Annotated in this window: 14 protein-coding genes; 11 read left to right on the top strand and 3 right to left on the bottom strand. The window is 64.5% G+C overall.

Translation table 11 applies throughout. The features are described 5' to 3' along the window. The first annotated feature begins 41 nt into the window (after positions 1–41). The 6 genes from AC1Q7H_RS31465 (at position 42) to AC1Q7H_RS31440 (ending at position 9378) form a co-directional block, all read left to right on the top strand. A complete protein-coding gene (locus AC1Q7H_RS31465) occupies positions 42–1607 on the top strand; it encodes a hypothetical protein (RefSeq protein WP_492316455.1) in 1566 nt (521 codons plus the stop codon). A 284-nt stretch (positions 1608–1891) separates the two neighbouring features. Next, positions 1892–2917 carry an ATP-binding protein gene (locus tag AC1Q7H_RS31460; protein ID WP_340525814.1) on the top strand — a complete coding sequence of 342 codons (1026 nt, stop codon included), beginning with the start codon at positions 1892–1894 and terminating at the stop codon, positions 2915–2917. Between the two features lie 89 nt (positions 2918–3006). Beyond that, on the top strand, positions 3007–3924 hold the full coding sequence (locus AC1Q7H_RS31455; protein ID WP_436225929.1) for a hypothetical protein: 918 nt from the start codon (positions 3007–3009) through the stop codon (positions 3922–3924). A gap of 7 nt (positions 3925–3931) precedes the next feature. Beyond that, the gene (locus AC1Q7H_RS31450) at positions 3932–5185 is read left to right on the top strand and encodes a vWA domain-containing protein (RefSeq protein ID WP_492316456.1); all 1254 of its coding nucleotides are present in this window, start codon (positions 3932–3934) and stop codon (positions 5183–5185) included. A gap of 411 nt (positions 5186–5596) precedes the next feature. Continuing rightward, positions 5597–6394: a Hachiman antiphage defense system protein HamA gene (locus tag AC1Q7H_RS31445; protein ID WP_492316457.1), complete on the top strand. Its 798-nt coding sequence runs from the start codon at positions 5597–5599 to the stop codon at positions 6392–6394. A gap of 5 nt (positions 6395–6399) precedes the next feature. Next, positions 6400–9378 carry a DEAD/DEAH box helicase gene (locus tag AC1Q7H_RS31440; protein ID WP_492316458.1) on the top strand — a complete coding sequence of 993 codons (2979 nt, stop codon included), beginning with the start codon at positions 6400–6402 and terminating at the stop codon, positions 9376–9378. 252 nt (positions 9379–9630) lie between these two features. Here the strand turns inward: AC1Q7H_RS31440 and AC1Q7H_RS31435 are convergent, their stop codons facing one another. From AC1Q7H_RS31435 to AC1Q7H_RS31425, 3 genes are read right to left on the bottom strand one after another with little or no spacing between them, the layout of a single operon-like run. Continuing rightward, positions 9631–10068, bottom strand: a complete 438-nt coding sequence (locus tag AC1Q7H_RS31435; protein ID WP_492316459.1) for a bactofilin family protein — start codon at positions 10066–10068, stop codon at positions 9631–9633. 7 nt (positions 10069–10075) lie between these two features. After that, complete coding sequence (locus tag AC1Q7H_RS31430; protein ID WP_492316460.1) at positions 10076–10675, bottom strand: hypothetical protein; 600 nt, start codon at positions 10673–10675, stop codon at positions 10076–10078. A 41-nt stretch (positions 10676–10716) separates the two neighbouring features. Continuing rightward, positions 10717–11256, bottom strand: a complete 540-nt coding sequence (locus tag AC1Q7H_RS31425) for a hypothetical protein (RefSeq protein WP_492316461.1) — start codon at positions 11254–11256, stop codon at positions 10717–10719. Between the two features lie 698 nt (positions 11257–11954). Between AC1Q7H_RS31425 and AC1Q7H_RS31420 the strand changes: the two genes are divergently transcribed. The 5 genes from AC1Q7H_RS31420 (at position 11955) to AC1Q7H_RS31400 (ending at position 18107) form a co-directional block, all read left to right on the top strand. Next, positions 11955–12278, top strand: coding sequence for a DUF7696 family protein (locus AC1Q7H_RS31420; protein WP_479944758.1), 324 nt, complete (start codon positions 11955–11957; stop codon positions 12276–12278). After that, positions 12230–13555, top strand: coding sequence for a recombination directionality factor (locus AC1Q7H_RS31415; RefSeq protein ID WP_492316462.1), 1326 nt, complete (start codon positions 12230–12232; stop codon positions 13553–13555). Before AC1Q7H_RS31420 ends, AC1Q7H_RS31415 begins: the two co-directional genes overlap by 49 nt. Before the next feature lie 139 nt (positions 13556–13694). Continuing rightward, a complete protein-coding gene (locus AC1Q7H_RS31410) occupies positions 13695–15116 on the top strand; it encodes a metallophosphoesterase family protein (protein ID WP_492316463.1) in 1422 nt (473 codons plus the stop codon). Between the two features lie 160 nt (positions 15117–15276). After that, positions 15277–15795, top strand: coding sequence for a hypothetical protein (locus tag AC1Q7H_RS31405; protein WP_492316464.1), 519 nt, complete (start codon positions 15277–15279; stop codon positions 15793–15795). Beyond that, positions 15783–18107, top strand: coding sequence for an SMC family ATPase (locus tag AC1Q7H_RS31400; protein WP_492316465.1), 2325 nt, complete (start codon positions 15783–15785; stop codon positions 18105–18107). The genes AC1Q7H_RS31405 and AC1Q7H_RS31400 overlap by 13 nt, the downstream gene beginning before the upstream one ends. The last annotated feature ends 73 nt before the right edge of the window (positions 18108–18180 follow it).

Raw genomic sequence — 18180 nt, 5'->3', positions numbered from 1 at the left:
CGCCCCGTCGGGCTTGCTCCGTTCGCTCTCGGAGCAAATCAATGTACGTTGTTACCACTGGCCCGGAGCGGGTCGATTCCCGCACGACGCTGGCCGGCGTGCTGGCGCTTCTGAACCACGAACCTGGCCCCAAGCCAGGCTTGCGTGCGGAAGACATTTCCGTGCGCCATGTCGAGCGCGGCGCCATTCCCGTCCTGCGGCTGCCCTCCGGGTCATTCGCGGTGCGGCCCGCCGGCGACCCGAAGGCGATCCTCACGTCCATCCTGGACGAGGTGGAGCGCTTCATTGTGCGTCCGCACGGCAAGGTGCTGCGCCCGCATGAGATGAGCCGCACGTCCTGGCAGGCCGTCTGGGCTGCCGGTCGGCTAGCGGTCTTCACCAACGAGGCCGTCGATCCCGACCACGTCGCAAACCTCGGAGCGGCCAACCTGGATCTGTTTGCGGTGGCCGAGCCGTTCGATGCCTACGCCTTCGTGCACGGCGAGTTCCACCGGCGCTTCGGCTACGGCACGAACGGGCCTGAGTTTGCGCCGGGGGCCGGCATCAACGGCCGCCATGAGGTGCATGTCGCCTATGCCTTGCAACGCGGCGAGCCGGTCCGGGACTGCATCCTCAACGCCTACCGCAGCGGGGGTGACGCCTCTGACGCCGGCCGCCATGACCTGCACTGGCTGCCTACACTGATTGCGGTACCGTCGCTGCGAGGTGCTCTGTCGGCCAATCAGCTGCAGGCGCTGTGTTCGGTGATGCGCCATGACAAGCTGGCCATCACTGCGCGCAATGCGCCCCGCCTGATTGCACTGGTGAAACCGCTCGCGGTGGACTGCACGCACGTCGATGTTGACGACGCGTTGTTCGCCGCGCAGGTGGTTCCGCCACTGGCCCCGCCGTTGTTCAGGGCCCCGACCGGGGACGACGCCGCCCCGGTGTCGCCGCTGGCCGCACGCCTGCACGCCCTGATCGGTGCAAAGCGCTATGCAGAGCGCATCGAGCGGGCGCAGGCCGACCGTGCCAAGGGCAGCCTGAGTGAGCGCCGGTTCCAGCACGAATGCGCCCTGGCCGCCATCGAACGCGACCATGGCAGCTTTATGTGGCCGAACCGCTTCGCACTGGCTGTCCTGCAGCGTGACCTGGGTTGCCTGCTGGAAGTCCTGGGCACGCCCAGCGACCGCAACACGCTGTCCAAGCGCGTGCTCCGCGAGGAATGCGGGGTGGTGCTGACCGGCGTGCCGGCGGCCACACGCCGCCGCCGCATCTTCGAGCTGTGCGGCTTCTCGGAAGCGGAGCAACGCCAGTGGGATGCACAGGCGCTTACCGCGCGTTCGCTGCGTCTGCAGGCGAAGGATGCCGAACGCGCGCGTGAGCGTGCCGAGGCCTCGCGTTGGAACCTGAACGGCACGCGCATGAACGGGCGCGAGTATGTCGACCTGTGCATTGGCGAAGGCTTCCGACAGATCCGGCATCTCCCGCGAGGAAATTCCCGCGTGTACTACATCGAGCAGCCCGAGACGCGCACCATTCGCCGCCTGCAGGCCGGCGATGGCACCCTGGCCTACGCCCAGGCGCGACTGGCCGAACTTGAGCCCGCGTTGGCGATTGCCGCGTGATTCTTCTTGCAACCTCCCCCCCGGCCACGTGCCGGGGGACCTTCCCTCTCACAAGCGGCAGCAGATTTTGCTGTCATTCCGAGTGCCACTCGCACCGTATTGCCTGTAAGCTATGTCGATAGAGCGTTGTTCGCACTGGTCAGAATCAGTCCAAACAGCGTTTTACCCGCGTCTGCCGACGCATCGACCTCTGCCAGCACTGCTGGCGCATTCATTGAAACTTCCCACAGGGACACCCTCCCTGTGCGGAAGATGTCTTTGTGGGACTCCCCTTTAGGAATCCCATGAAAGTCAACCCTTCCCAACTGCACACCCTGCTCGCGGCCTTCATTCCCGCACGCCTGCCCGTCCTCATCACCGGGGCGCCTGGCATCGGCAAGAGCGATATCGTGGACAGCGCCGCCAAGGCTGCCGGCCACGACCTGCTGATCTCCCACCCCGTGGTGGAAGATCCGACCGACTCAAAGGGCCTGCCTTTTCCGGCAACGGATGGTGCGGGTGCCAGCTTCCTGCCGTTCGGGGACCTGGCCACTGCGCTCAACAGCACGCGCCCGCTGGTCTGGTTCATCGACGACCTCGGACAGGCTTCACCGGCCGTCCAGGCCGCCAAGATGCAACTGCTGCTCGCGCGGCGCATCGGTGAACACGTCCTGCCGGACCACGTTACCTTTGTTGCCGCCACCAACCGTCGCAGCGACAACGCGGCGGTGTCCAACATCCTTGATCCGTTGAAGTCCCGTTTCAGCACCATCGTGGAGCTGGAGCCGACGATCGAAGACTGGACGCGGTGGGCGGTCACGAACCACGTGCCGCCGGTGCTGATTGCCTTCCTGCGCTTCCGTCCCGACCTGCTGCTCTCGTCAGAGCGCAGCAAGGAAGTGGAAAACCTGCCCTCGCCGCGAGGCTGGGGGCATGTGGCGCGTCAACTGCCGCTGGTACCGCCGGGCATGGAAATCATCGTCACGGCCGGCGCGGTAGGCGAGGGCGCGGCGCTCGAGTTCGAGTCGTTCCGCCAGATCTATCGCGAGTTGCCCAGTGTCGATTCGGTGCTGGCCGCCCCGGAATCCGCCAGGATTCCGGACAAGGTGGCCGCGCAGTACGCCATCTGCTCGGCGCTCGCCTCGGTTGCCAACGAGAACAACTTCGATCGCGTGATGGTGTATGCCAATCGCCTGTTCGAAGCCCATCTCGGCGAGTTCGCCGTGATGCTCGCCACCGACGCCGCACGCCGCGATGCGCGGATCTGCGCCACCCCGGCCTGGATCAATGCGCAGGGCGGCAAGCTCGGTGAGTTGCTGCTCGGCAACTGAACCACCTTTCTTCTTCATCCCATGACGGCGAGCCAACTGGCTCGCCGTTCGTCTTTGCAGCCGTATCCATCCCATTTCCAGGAATCATCATGAACATTCAAGACATTACCAAGCGCGTCATGCTCGCGACCTTCAACACGTCGGTGTGGCGGGCGCGCAAGTTCGACACCCGAGCGACCGAGGAAGTCGAGGCGAACCACGACACCAAGGACATTGGCCGCTTCAACAAGAAGCTGCTGACCGATGGTGCGACGTCCTACAAGGAGGTGTGTGCGATCGCCAATCGCGCCCGCGCCTACTTCGACGCGCACAGCCTGGACTACGACCAGCTGGGCGTGCGCCTGTTGCCCACCGACATGTACATGGAGGTGGCCGACCGTCAGCGTCAGTTCCAGGACGAGTTCAACGCCGCGACCGCGGTGTTTCTCGCCGACTATCCGCGCCTGAAGGACGAGGCGCGGGAGGCGCTGAACGGTCTTTTCGACGACGCGGACTATCCAACCCAGGCGGAACTGGCGAAGAAGTTCGGAATGCGCCTCGCGGTGCTGCCGTTCCCGGACGCGAGCCAGTTTGACATTGCCCTGCCGGCCAACGTGCTGGACGGACTGAAGACGGAGATGGACCAGCGCGTACTCGGCGCGGTCAAGACCGCCAATGACGACCTGGTCGGTCGCCTCTTCGAGGCCGTGCAGCATTTCGCCAACCGCCTGTATGGGGCCACGAACGTGCGGCTGGACGTCGCCGACAAGGTGCGTGAGCTGAGCGCGCTGCTGCCAAAGCTGAACTTCTCCGGGGACCCGGCGCTCACGCGCATCCTGGAGGATACCCAGCAGCATCTGGCGCGGCACAGCGGCCTGGACCTGCGCAACTCGACCGAGCTGCGCAAGCAGGTCGCGGAGAAGGCCATGGAGATCGAGGCACAGATGGCCGCCTTCATGGGCGGCCCACCGCCGTCGTCGGACGTCGCTGCGCCCGCGTCGCCGATGTTCCAATTGCTGACTGCGTGAGGCCGTCATGCGCGATCGAATCTCGAAGCAGCGCTCCCAGCTCATCCTGTCGCAACCGTTCTTTGGGGCGTTGCTGATGCGGTTGCAGCTGGTCGAGGATCCGTCGTGCAAGACGTTCTGGGTGGATGGCGTGTCGCTGGGCTACAACCCGGCATACGTCGCCACCCTGAGCGATCTTGAGCTGCGCGGCTGTTTGGCGCACGAGGTCCTGCATCCGGCCAACGGCCATTGCTGGCGCCGTGGTGTTCGTGATCCCGGCCGTTGGAATCAGGCCTGCGACTATGCGATCAATCCGTTGGTGCTCAACGCCGGCTTGCAGTTGCCGGCCGGCGCGCTGATCGACGGACGCTTTCTCGGCAAGTCCGCGGAAGAGATCTATGCCATGTTGCGCCAGGAAGGGTCGGAGCAACCACAGGCGCAGCCGCAGCCGCAATCGGCGCCCCAGCCAACGCCACAGCAAGACGGCGGCGGTCAGGGCGATGGCAAAGGCCCGCCACAGCCTGGCGGCCAGGACGGGCCAGGCGATGGCAACGGCGATAGCAGCGCCGGCGGCGATCCTTCGCAGACCTCGCCGGAGTTTTCCCCCGGGGAGGTGCGCCAGCAACCGCAGGTAGACCAGCAAACGCTGGCCAATGAGTGGAAGGTGGCGACGATGCAGGCGGCCAAGGCCGCACAGATGCGTGGCAAGTTGCCGGGCGAGTTGAGTGCGATGGTGGCCTCAGCCACGCGGGCGTCGGTGGACTGGCGCTCGGTGCTGCACCGCTTTGCCTTCGAGCAGACTCGTTCGGACTACAGCTGGGCGATGCCGAACCGGCGGTACACCCACATGGGCCTGTACCTGCCAGCCTTGCACGACCAGTCGGTGGGCGATGCGGTCTTTGTGCGCGACACCAGCGGTTCGGTGTTCGACGAGACGCAGGCGCAGTTCGGGGCGGAGATCGAAGCGGTATTCGCCTCGCTGCAGCCGCGGCGTCTGTTCGTGCTGGACTGCGACACCCGCATCGCGCAGGTGCAGTGCTTTGAGCGGGGCGAGGCTATCGAGCTGGGCCCCATCCGTGGCGGTGGCGGCACGAGCTTCGTGGCGCCGTTTGCTTGGTTGGAGGAGCAGGGCATCCACCCGGCCTTCCTGGTCTATCTGACGGACATGGACGGGAAATTCCCGGCTGCGCCCCCTGCGTACCCCACGCTGTGGGCCTCGACCACGCCGCTGCGTCGGATTGCTCCGCCGCCGTTTGGCGAGGCCGTCGAGGTGATCGTTTGAACCCAACCCCCGGACTAGCTCCGGGGTTTTTCTTTGGTTCACCGCCGATTTCCGGGGGACGGTCTCCCGGATCGGGTTCATCCGACCGAGATCGGCCACAAACGGTCACTCAGCTTACTTCTACGAATGTCCGCCGCTTTTCTCAGCAGCGGACGCAATTCTCCGCCCGCCGCCCGCCTTGATGCTGTCCTTCTTCTCGCCTACCGTCCAGCGATGCTGGCGCGGGAGCGTTCGCCATGCCACCGCGCATGTAAATATCCTTGCCGGAGCGGACGACGCCGACTTGCGCTATTCTCTTCGAGCGCTTCAAAGTTCACGTCGACAACTGCGAGACCATCGTCATTCCCTGTCGCCGGCCGGGAGGATGACGGGAACCCACCCACACATGCCGCGTAACCCTAAAGCTCTGCCATGGATGAACTGGGATTTGACTTCAACACTTCCATCGGCTGGTTCCCTCACCAGCAGGAACAGCCTTACGTCCTGGTCAGATTGACCGCAGAGCAAGCGCAGCAACTGGCCGCCGATCTGGCCCTCGCCGTTCGGCGTTGCTACATCGCCGACGCAGTGCTGACCCAGCGATCCAACGAGCTGGGCATCCCACAAGGCGACATCCTGGCCTCGAAGCTGCCGGATCCTGGCTCCACCATGGCCGGCGACTTTGGAGAGCTGCTCTGCTACATCTATCAGTCAACCAAGGAGCTGCCGGGAACGGCCATCGGCGCCAAGAAATGGCGGCTCAAGCAAGATCGGACCAAGCCGGCCCCGCGATCGGATGTCGTTCATTTTCTAATGCCGAACCGCCCGAACTCTGGGGCCGAGGACGGGATCCTGTGCGCCGAAGTCAAGCTCAAGTCCACTCCGGGAACGTCCGCGCCCATTGCTTCGGCCATCGAAGATTGCGCAAAAGATCGCACCAGTCGCCTTGCCGAAACCCTGGTGTGGCTGCGTGAACGCGCCATGGGGGAAAGCCTCGGCGATGTCGACATTCCGTTGCTCAATCGCTTCATCAACCTCGTTGATCACCCACCCGTGGCAAAGCGGTATCGCGCCGTGGCGGTCGTGTGCGACAGCTTGCTGGATCAGGAGCTGCTCACGGCGCCCGCCGTTGCTAGTGCCGATTTCACTTTGCTGGTGATTGCCGTGCCGAATCTGAAGCAGACTTACGAATCGGTGTTCGCCGCAGCGCGTGCCGCCGTCCCGGTTTAAAAGCAATGCGAGCCTCCCTTCAGCACTGGATCAACGACGCCGATAGCGTCCGTCACTTGCGCTTTTTCTCGATCGCCCAGACGCCAATCGATCTCGCGCGCATCACCAATCGCCCAGAGGATTACTACATTTCGCTGGTTGGCGAGCTGTTTCGCAGCATGGATGCTCCCGACACCCCCCGCGACGACTGGGCGCAACTCGGCAACGCATTCCTGCAATATTCCGTCGAGACTTCCGACGAGCAGTTGCGGCGGCATGGTATCGCCCGCGAGGAGGCGACCCTCTACGCCGCCGCATCGTTCTACTTTGGCGACTACCCCGCCTCGGCGTGCCTGGCAATGCGGCGGGGTGGCCGCCCCCCCGAGAACCAGAGCCTGCAAGCCGCCTGCTATGACTTCCTGGCGCGCCCCCCTATTCTGGAGTCCACATTTGCCCTCGCTGTGCGCGAATCGCTTCGCACCGGCGACATGCCGCGACTCGCCCGCATGACAGAGACGACCCGCCTTGCCGAGCGACGGGCGTTGCAAGAGGGGCCGGGTCCGTGGATTGCCGCCAAGCTTCTGCACCGGCTTCTCACCAGCTTTAGCCGCTCGCATGTCCGCGCCGTCTTGCCTGAAGGCCACCTCGAATTCTGGCAGCCTCTGGTCGCCTCCCTGCTTGACCGGCAACCGTCGACCTGGGAGTTTTTTCCCTCGCAGATCGACGCGATCCACGGCGGCCTGCTCGCGTCCGTGGATAGCTACTCGCTGCAGATGCCGACCGGCGCCGGCAAGACCACGCTCTGCGAAACCCTGCTCTACTGGCACCTGAAGCGATCTCCGCAGGATGTCGCGGTCCTGCTGGTCCCGTACCGGTCCCTAGCGTCGGAACTGCGGGGAACCCTGGTGCGACGATTGAATGCCATGGGCGTTGCGGCGCGCTGCGCTTACGGGGGCACGGTACCGTCGGGCGAGGAAATCCACGCCCTCGGCGACGTTCGGGCACTCGTCGCCACGCCCGAAGCACTCTCTGGGCTTCTGGGCGCCGATCCCGAATTCACCGGTCGCATTGGCCTGGTCATTTGTGACGAAGGTCATCTTCTGGATGATGGCGAGCGCGGCATTGGGTTGGAGTTGCTCTTGGCCCGTCTGAAAGCCCGTCAGGCGCGGCACACGCGGTTCGTCTTCATGTCGGCGATCGTGCCGAACATCGAGCAGATCAATGGCTGGCTGGGCGGTACGAACCAGACCGTCGTGCGCAGTAGCTATCGCCCTGCCAGCGCGGAGTTTGCCGTACTCCGACCTGCCGGCACCGGTGTCAGCATGGAGATCGGCCTCGAAATGCATCCGCACGAAGCGCGGGAACGGCGCTTCTCCATTGACGGCTTTCTCGCACGAAGCGACTTCTCGTACCCCAACCCTCAAACAGGGCGCTGGAAGACTCACCCATTTACATCGATCAAGACCCAGGCGATCGCCACGGCGCGCAAAGTGCTGCCTATGGGGGCAACCGCCATCTTCGCCGCCAACAAACGCGGAGCGCAAGGCGCCATCGGCATTGCGGAGACGCTTGTCGAGCAGTTGCAAGTCCCCTTACCCTTGCCCAAGCCCATTGACTTCGCACGGCTCGATACGGTGCAGAAGTCCGTCGCCTATCTCGAACTGGAATATGGCAACGACTGGGTCGGTACGGCGGCACTCCGGAATGGCGTTGCGCTTCACCATGGCGATATTCCGCAGGAGACGCGTGAAGTGCTGGAAGGCCTGGTTCGTGCCCTGGACGTCAAGCTGGTGATCTGTACCAGCACACTCGCAGAAGGCGTCAACCTGCCGATCCGGACGCTTGTGCTCTACTCTGTCCAGCGGCGCGGCGCGACCGGTCAAGAGGCCATGCTGGCCCGCGATATCAAGAATCTGGTAGGGCGTGCCGGCAGGGCTGGCGCCAATACCAAGGGGCTTGTGATCTGTGCCAACCCGGACCAGTGGCAGTTCGTCGAACCCGTAGCCCGGCAGGTTGCTGGAGAGGCTGTCGAGGGTTCGTTACGCGAGCTGGTGGAAGACATTACGCGCTTTCTGACCCGCGGCAACCTGCCGCTCACCAATGAGTTCCTGGAGGCCAATTCGCGCATCTACCCCTTGATCGACGGAATCGATGCCACGCTAATTGAATTGCTTTCCGACGAAATGGGTGAAGCCCAATTCGTAGCGATGGCACAAGATCTGGCGGCACAGACGTTCGCCGCACAGCAACTATCCGCAGCCTCCACTGCGCATCTGCGCACGGTGTTCGCCCTGCGGGCCGGCTGGCTCGTCAGCCTGCGCGGGGAAGGAAAGATCGGCTGGGCGCGCGCCACCGGCGCCAAGGCACGCTGGATCGATTACGTCGAATTAGGCTTACTACCGCGCCGGCCCAATTGGAGTGTCGAGGCCGATCCCCTGTCTGATGAGGTGCGACTCCCTTTGTTCGAATGGGCATGGACGATGCCCGAGCTTGGCCCCGCGGTGAAGCGGGCCTTTCACCTCGATGAAACCGAGAACGTCAACACGGTCAAGGCACGGTTCTTCGAAATTGCGACGCTGTGGATGCGTGGATTGCAATATCGCGAGATTGCCGATCGTGTCGGCATGCCAATGGACGAGTTGCTTGGCGTTTGCACGCAAGGCATCGGCTATTCGCTACATGCAATCGTCGAGCAAGGCGTCAGTCTGTTGGAGAAGAAACTGGAGAGGGACGGCAACGCGCTGGCCGAAGGTATCCGAACCTTTCCAGACCATTTGCGCTTCGGCGTCCCCAACGCCGCCGCTCGCCTTCTGGCCGCCAGTGGATTGCGGCACCGCCGTGCGTGCACCCAACTGGGCGTTGCACTGCAGGCCCAGCCCGTCGTCGGCCCCACGCAAGTCAGGACCGATGCGCTGGCGTCGCTCCGGACCCACGCAGACGCATGGCGTGCACACTTGGGCGAACTCGTCTATCAAAACACGCTGTCAGACCTGTCCTCGCAGTGAGCCATGGCCGGTTAGCTGCTAACGTGGTGCGACGGTCGACCAAAAAAACAAACCTGCACCGGCCGGCTACTTACACGACGCCCCCCGTGGAGCAGTGTTGACGTGTTCAGCGACCCTCGGTCACCCCGCATTCGGCGATAAACCTAATGTTGTTTGCGCCAAGCTGGGCGCCCACAAAAAAGCCCGGCAAACCGGGCTCGTTTACCTCAAAAGAGATAGAATTTCATGCGCGTTTCCGCAAATAGGGTGGACTCATGTGCTCGGGGTCTGCTCGGTCGTCGCATCGGCAAGTTCGACAGGGTCTGCTGTTCCTGTAGCCACGGTTTCCCTCGCAAAGACGTGTGCGCCGGTGCCGCTGGCGATGGCCGCTACCCGTGAGATCTTGCTCTCCAGGTTCGCGTTCAACCCAAGCCGGATGGTGCCGGCATAGAAGATTTCGCCCTTTACGCGGCCGTTGAGGATCAGCGTGCGGCGCGCGGCCACGTCGCCCTCAACGATCCCGTCCACGACTACGTGATCGCCTTCGACCTTGCCGCGCACGATACCGCCGACACCGACATGGAGCAGTCCCGCGGACGAAGAGAGATTACCGTCGACGAGGCCAAGGCAGGTAATGCCGTGATCCGCCGCCACATCGCCGTGAATGCTCATGCCACGATTGAGCACGCTGAAGGTAGGGGTGTCTTTCATGGTCGTTTCAGAACAGCTTGATCTCGGCCGCGCTATCGGCACGGCGGGCAGTGGGGGTGGCCGGTGTGGCCTGTGCCTGCGCCGGCGCCGGCTCGACTTTGCGCGCGACCGGGGCGGCAGCCCGGGCGGCTGGAGCGGGGCTTGGCTGCGAATGGCGCGCGGGCACAACGACTGGCGCCGCCGGCGTTGCCACTGGCTCGGCTACCTTGGAAGCCGGCTCCACCGGCTGCGCCTTGACCGATACGGGCGTGCTCTGCACCTCAGCGGCGGCCAACGGCGGCGCCTGGACGGGTTCCTGGGCAGGAGGCTTGACCTGCTGCGCGGCAGGGGCGGCGGACTCAGGCGGTGCCGCGGTGGTTGCCCGTCCGTGCTGCCATGTGGCGATGGCCATGCCAAGCGCGCCTGCTGCGATGATGCCCACCACAACACTGACGACCAGGCGTGCATTGCCGAAGCGTCCGGCCCAAGCTCGCGCCGCGCCCGCGGCGGCGTAGGCGGGGGGCGGCAGCATGTGGCCGCCGGAGTGTTGGGCGCTCGTCGGCGCTTCAAGGGTGAGGGGGGCGTGCGCGAACTGCTCGTGCAGGCGCTGGATCTCTCGAATGTCCACGGTAATCCTTGGGGTCGGAAGGGCGGGATAGGTAGGCGCGGCTAAGCCAGCCGGCTGCCGTCATCGGCGAACCGGTCGTTGTCCGGAATGCAGAGCGTGTGGATGATGTTGATGCGGCGGCTGGCGATATCGAGTTGGGTATCGCGCTCGGCACCGGAGATCGAGCGCCCCACGTGCGCGAACAGCGTGGCCGACGACAGTTTGTCGTACTGGTTGAGCAGGCGCAGCAGTCGCCCGGCGAGTGCGTTGGGCACTTCCACGGCGACCGATTCATAGCCGATCGAGAACTCCAGTTGGTTCTTCGTGGCGAGCCACTCGGTCACGCGCGTGAACCAGATTTCAGCCTCTCGGAAGGCTTCGTCCAGCGCCTTGACCTTGCCGCCCCGCGCCACTGAGCACTTGGACGCGACGAAGTTGTAGTCATCGTGCAGGAAGCGGCGTGTGAACACCGACGAGAACGACACTTCGACCTTGGTCGCCGTCTCGGGAACGATGCGTGAGATGCGGTCTGCGCTGATGAGCCGCGTGATCGGCTTGAGGCCGGTGTCCGGTGCGGTGCGCTCGTTAGGAGCGGCCTGCACGGTGTCGGATGGGGATTGTGGTAGTTGGGCAGGGGCTATCCCTGGCTGCTCGGCGAAGTCCATGATCGTAGGTCTCTCTCTCTCTGCGGAGATTCTCTGTCAGGACACGGTACCGTTGCGCATCGTAAGGTATGCGATTTTCGCGAGGTTACGCGCTTTGCACGTTGACGCAATCCGTGCATAATGCTCTCACTTCTCGCGTCTCCGACGCATCGACCTGACTCCACCGCGAGTCCATTGCATTTCTCAAGTCGTGCCTTAGCGCATGCGCCGACCGGTTGGCTACCGGTGTGGACATTCCATTGTGATGAGCAATTTCGCCGTTTGCTCCCCATCTATCATCCGTAATACGCGTCCGTGACCAGTGCTGCTTCGGCATGCACTGTGGACACCGTTCGAGCCTGGGACCATGTGGGTCTCTCTCTCTTGGCCCCTCCTGGGCAGAACGGCCGTCGTCGGCTGATCCGTGATCCTGCGGTGAACCCTGTGTTCTAAATGGGCCGAAGTGCAGCGTGAACCTGCTGCACGAGGACGACTTTGCGTCCTTACATAGAGCCTGCGCGTTGTGCGCACCGCTCCCTGTTCGCCACGCCCCCGGAAGGGGCGTGGCAACGGGTTTTTCCTGCAAGCAAGCTCGCTTCCGCACGTTCGGAGCGGGCTTTTTTTGTTTGTAGGAACCCTCGAACAGGAACACAGCCATGCTGTCTGCCATCGATCAGAATTCCGAGATTCGTGCCGCGATCGCGGCCACGCTCGCCCGCCGCCGGCCCGATTACGTCGGACAACCGAATGCGTGGCTCAATTTGTGTGAAGCGGCCCATGTGGCCGGTCTAGCGGAACCCGCCCGAGCGGCGTTCCTTTCCAAAGTAACGACCCAGCGCGGGGCCGACATAGCCCTGCGCCTTCGGGAGCATGCTGCGTCCATCCGTGTCGCCGTCGTTCAGTATCTTGAACAACGTAGGAGCAACGCATCATGCAACGAGCCATTGGCTACACCGACTTCAACCAACCTCGCAGTCTGATCGAGGAACGGCCAGCACGGCCACCCATCATTGGCAAGATTCGCCCGGGCATCAAGGTGCTCACGAAGAGGGCCAAAGAGAATGATCAAGCGGTCAAGATCCACGACGCCGGGCTCGCACGCGGCGACTCGTTCGAGGCAATCGGCGAAGAGATCGAGCGCAGGACCAAACTGCGCAACGCGCTGGTGCCGAAGAACACCGCCTGGTTCACCTGCCGGGCTTCGGACTTCACCAATCCGGCCACTGCCGACGAAATTCTCCAGAAGTACGGCGAGGATCGCGGCGACGGCCTGAAGCTTTGGCGCTTCCCCGTCATCTTCGCGTTCGACGACTGGCTGGCGAACATGCCCAACCAGTTGAAGGTGTGGGGCACGCGTGGCCTCCAGTACTTCTCCGAGTACGGGACCGACGGCAAGCGGTATTGTAAGATGTACGCCGCACCGGAAGTCGACCAGCGAGCCCAGCGCGCCAAGCGCCTCTTTGGGGGGCGCACCATCATCCTGCGTCAGGACGACGCCATTCCCGATGGCGTGTGCGACCCGCACCAGTGCCCGCAATACCAGGAGCGAAAATGCAACCTGAGCGCGAACTTCCTCTTTGCGGTTCCCGACATTAAGGGCCTCGGCCTGATCGAGTTGCCGACCAATTCCATCTACGTGTTGCAGAAGGCGTATGCCGCGATGCAGACGGTGGCGTTGGCACGGGGCGGCCGTCTGGCCGGCCTGCAATTCTGGCTCTCGAAGAAGGCGGTCGAGATTACCCGCATCGGTGACGATGGCCTGCCAATGCGGCAGGAACAGATGCTCACTATGCTGGACGCGGAGATCGACATGGGCGCGCTGCTGGATGGCGCGGACCAGATGGCGCCGGCACTGGAGGCCGCAAGCCAGGCGGTTGCGCTGCTCGAAGGTGCAGCGGCTGCAGCTGCTTCGCCGCCAGTGACGCCGATCGCCGATGTCTCGGACGCGACGCCGTTGGCGCCTGAACCGGCGCCGATGGGGTTGCCAGCATCGGGCACTACGCTGATGTCGACCGAAACAGATCCCGAGGACCGTGAAAGCGTGCTGGCCGACCTGGCCGCTCGCCTTGGCATGGCGAAGGGGCAAGACAAGATGGACTTGCTGACCTTTGCGCGCATCGAGTACGGCCAGGGCTGGACCAAGCGGCTCAAGGACGTCGACAGCATGATCGGCGAGATGCAGACGGCGCTGGCCAACCCATTGGCCTTCCGCGAGCAGGTCCGTGCTCGCTTGCGCGAGGCTACGTCTTCGGTCTGACGACGTAGCAAGGTGAGCGGCGCGCAATGCGCCGTTCACGTTTTCTTTCACCGTAATCCCTTCACTTGTGGCCCATCCAGGCCACGTCTTTCCCTTCTGAGCGCCGCCACTGGCGCACATCACATTGGAGAATCACATCATGCTCAACGCGAGTGAGAGCCTGCTGCTGGCTCACTTTTCTGACTTGCATTACTCAACCGGCAATCTGGACGAGGCGGATCGCTGCTTCGGCTTTGCCGTCGAGCACGCGATCGCCGCGGGCAGTCGGGTCGGAATCATTTCGGGCGACTCGACCGATCATCGCTTGGACGCCCACACCCCGGCGCTGCGCGTGCTGGCCCAGCGTATCCGCCGGCTTTCGGAGCACATGCCGATAGTGATGCTGCAAGGCACCTTTTCCCACGAGCCGCCCGGCACATTGGATCTGTTTCGCCTCGTTGGCAGCCATTACCCCGTCTACATTGCTGACCGCATCCATCAGGTGGCGCTGTGCGAGGGCGAGTTCACTGCGTCGGCGGGCGCGCTGTTCACGCCGGCTGAGATCGACGCGCTGCTCGCCGATGGGGCGCCGGAGGTGATCTTCACCTGCGTGCCCACCGTCAACAAGGCCATGCTCGCCGCCGCTGTGGGGGCAACGGAGGCTGCGACCGCAGTCGGCGACCATCTGGCTGCCTACCTGCACGCTGCCGGCACCGTGAATCGGAAGCTCCGCGCCCGCGGAATCCGCACGATGGGCATTTCGCATGGCACCGTCAACGGCTGCCAGACGGAACATGGCGTGCCGATGGCCGGATTCGATCACGAATTCACCATCGGGTCGCTGTTCGATGCGCAATGCGACGGCTTCATGCTCGGCCACATCCACCGCGCCCAGCAATGGGACCGCGAGGGACGGCTGGTGGCGTATCCGGGTTCGATCGGGCGCTTTCACTACGGCGAGATCGGCGACAAGACCTACCTGCAATGGCATGTTTCGCCGGGACTGGCGGAAGCAACTCCGGTTGTGACGCCCGCCCGCGAGACGCTGTGCATCGACTTCGACGGCCCGCCCGACATGGACGAATTGGCCCGCGTTGCCGCCAGCGCGTCCGACAAGTTCGTGCGCATCCGCTGGGTGGTGGACGAAGAGCACCGTCAGGTGGTCGATCGCGACGCCATTGGCGCCTTGTTCGCCGCTGCGACTGAGGTGAAGCTGGAAGGCAGGGTCTTGCCCGCCGTGCGCAGCCGCGCCGAGGGCATCAGCCGCGCCGCCAGCCTGTCGGACAAGATCACGCGATGGGGCGAGTTGACGCACGTCGACACCAACCCGCTGCTGGATCGTCTGTCGATGCTGGAGCACGCGGAGCCGCAGGCCATCGCGGACCTGGTGCTGCAGCAACTGGATCGCGTCGGTGTGCCCTGTGTCGAGGCGCCCGCCGCGGCGCCGTTGTCACCGGAACCCGTGACGGCAGCCATGCCGGTACCGGTCGAGGTTCCAGCGCCTGTCATCGTGAAGCCGAGTGCTCCGCCACTGGCGATGGACTGGCTCACCGATGACCTGTTTGCGGAAGCTGCCGCCTAACCCTTGAACCTGGCCAAAGCCATGTTCCGAGAGCCCTCCGGGGCTGTCGAAACAAGGTTTCACCCGCGTCCTTCGGACGCATCGACTGTTGTTTCATCCCTTTGACCCCTGACGGGTGCTTCCCGTCCGGGAATGCACTCCGTCCACCCTGGAGTGCATCATGATGCTTTACCCTGCCGGCCCGGACTGGGCACATACGTTTCAAACCGACATGGCGGCGCCCGCCCTGGCCGCCCGCCTGGCGGACGCGCACGGCTTCACCCGCAGCACCCTGTTCCAGCCGTTCGGCGCAGGGCGCGGCACGGTGGTAGCGCAGCGCGAACACCTGCTGGTCCTCGCGGTGCACGCCGCCGATGGCCAGCACTGGTATGAGGTCACCCCCTCGCTGGAAATGCAGAACCTGCTCTGGTCGTTCTCCCATGGCTATGCCAGCCAGTGGAGCGCGCTGGAACTCAAGGCGCTGTGCGGCTGCACCGCGTGGCCGGACGTGATCGCGCTGGCCCGCCAGCAGTTCGCCGCCGCCGTGCGTTCCCTGGAGCGTGCGCTGGCCGGGCTGCCCGAGCGGGACGCGCCAGCGGTGGTCCCTGACATGCCGTCCTATGACGGCGATGTGATGGAGCTGCCCGGCGACTACCTGGCCTCGATGACCGGCATGGAGGTGTCCGAATGCGCCCACTGAAGCTGACCCTCTCGGGCTTTCATGGCGTGCGCGATGGCATGCGCCGTGACAGCGTGACGCTGGACCTGACCAGCCTGCCGCCCGGCCTGATTGCTCTGGTCGGCCCCAACGGGGCCGGCAAGACGACACTGATGGATAACCTCCATCCGTATCCGATCATGCCCAGCCACGCCTCGAAAATGTCCGCGGACGCCTTCTCATACTGGGATCACCTCTGCGGCACCCGTGGCGAGAAAGATCTGGAATGGGAGCACGCCGGCAAGCAGTACCGGTCGGCGTTCGCGTTCCGCAACCCGGGCAAGAGCCGCAAGGCCGAGTATTACTTGTTCGAGAGGGGGGCCAACGGTGACTGGGTGCCGCTGCAGTTGCCCGACGGCACGCTGTCGGATGGCAAGGCCGATACCTACAGCCGCTGCATCGAGTCGGTGATGGGGTCGCCCGAAGCCTTCTTCACCAGCGTGTTCTCGGCGCAGAACCGCCGCCCGATCGCAAGCTACCAGGCCAGCGAGATCAAGAAGCTGCTGGCCGAGCTGCTTGGCATCGACCACCTGCGCGACCTGTCGGCGAAAGCCGGCGAGGTGGCGAAGGGATTGGGGAGGCATCTGGATACCCTGCAGCGCGAACTGGTCGGCCTGTCCGCCCAGCGCGAGCGGGCCGCGCAGCTGGGCCGGGATATCGGTCTGACCGACGAGGCCCTGGCCGGGGTACGGCGCGAACGCGATGCACAAACCGCCGACGGCGCGAAGCTCCTCCAGGAGCGCGCGACGCTGGCGGCCAAGCAAAGTGCGAGCGCGGCTACCGAAGCGCGTCTGCGTGAACTCAAGCAACGGGAAACTGAACTGGGAGCACGCCGGCGGCAGTTGGACGTCGACCAGCGCGCCGTGGCCACCCGCACCGCGACGAGGCGGCGGGAGTTGGAGCAGCTGATCGCCAGCCGCAAGCTGGTACTGGCCGAAGGGCCAGCCATTCTCTCGGCCGGTGAGCAGCGCGACGTCCTGCAAATGACCATTGGCCAGAAGCAGGGCGACTTTGCCACGAAGCAGCAGGCCGTCAGCCATCTGGAAGGGCAGCACACGCAGCACGCCGCGCTTTCCAGCGAGTTGCAAGGGCTGGAAGCCCGCGGCAAGTCGGCGGCGCAGTATGCCGCCTCGTTGAAGGGCCAGGCCGATGTGATCGAAACGGTGCCATGCCGGGCCGATCCCATGCACGCCACCTGCCCGTTGCTCGCGCAAGCGCGCGACGCCAAGGGGAAGCTGGCCGAGCAGGTCATCCTCGTGCAGGACCTGCGGTCGAGCTACCAGGCGAAGCTGCAGGCGATGAAGCCCTTGTCGGAATCGGTGGCCGAATTGCCGGCGCAGCGTGCCGCCGTGGCGGCCCTGCAGGCGGCACTGGCCCGCGATCAGCAGGAGCTGCAACGGCTGACCGCCCTGGCGGCGAAGAAGCCCATGCTGGAGGTGGCACAGGAAGGGCTGGCGCAAGCCGAGCTCGATCTGGCTGCCCTGACCGACGAAGACGCTGCCAGCAAGACCCGGCATGACCGGGACGTCGCCGAAGCGGACTCGCAGTTGTTGGTCGTGCAGCGTGAGCTGTCGGGGCTGGCGACGGAAGACGTCACCGGCCTGCTGGCTGCCATGGATGTGCGTCTGCGCCAAAGCCGCGAGGCCGTGGTCGCGTTGGACGGACGGATCGAGGCATTGATCCGCCAGCAAACCAGCCTGGCCACCGAGCGCGAGCGCGTCGAGGCGCTGCTGTTCGGACTGCCTGCGGTACAGGGCAAGGCTGACCGGCTCTCCGACGAAATCGCGCAGTGGAAGCTGCTGGCGAAGGCGTTGGGCAACGACGGCGTGATCGCGTTGTCTATCGATGACGCCGGCCCGGCGCTCACGCGGATCGTCAATGACCTGCTGCTCGCCTGCTACGGGCCGCGATTCACCATCGCGATCCAGACACAGACGACACTGGCCAATGGCGACAAGCGCGAGGGGTTCGAGATCGAGGTGCATGACGCCGAGAGCGACAGCGCGAAGAACTTCGCTGTCATGTCCGGTGGGCAGAAGATCTGGATCAACGAGTGCCTGACCCGTGGAATTGCGCTCTACCGGGCGCAGGACTCCGGGCAGTCGTTCCATACGCTGTTCACCGACGAGGCGGACGGCCCGCTGGATCCCGAGCGCAAGCGCGCCTTCATGCGCATGAAGCGCGAGGTGCTGCGCCAGGGCGGGTATGAGCGGGAGTTCTTCATCTCGCACACGCCCGACCTGGTCGACGAAGCCGATGGCGTCATCGACGTGGTGGCGCTTGCTGCCGCGTAGCCCTACGTAGTTTTCCCTTTTCCTTCCGTTAATCAGAGGCCAGTTCCCGCAAGGGGCTGGCCTCGCATTTCTT

It is taken from the genome of Cupriavidus sp. GW823-FHT06D04, assembly GCF_058795055.1.
The sequence above is the reverse complement of the archived record's forward strand: the minus strand, read 5'-3'. Positions and strand labels throughout refer to the sequence as shown.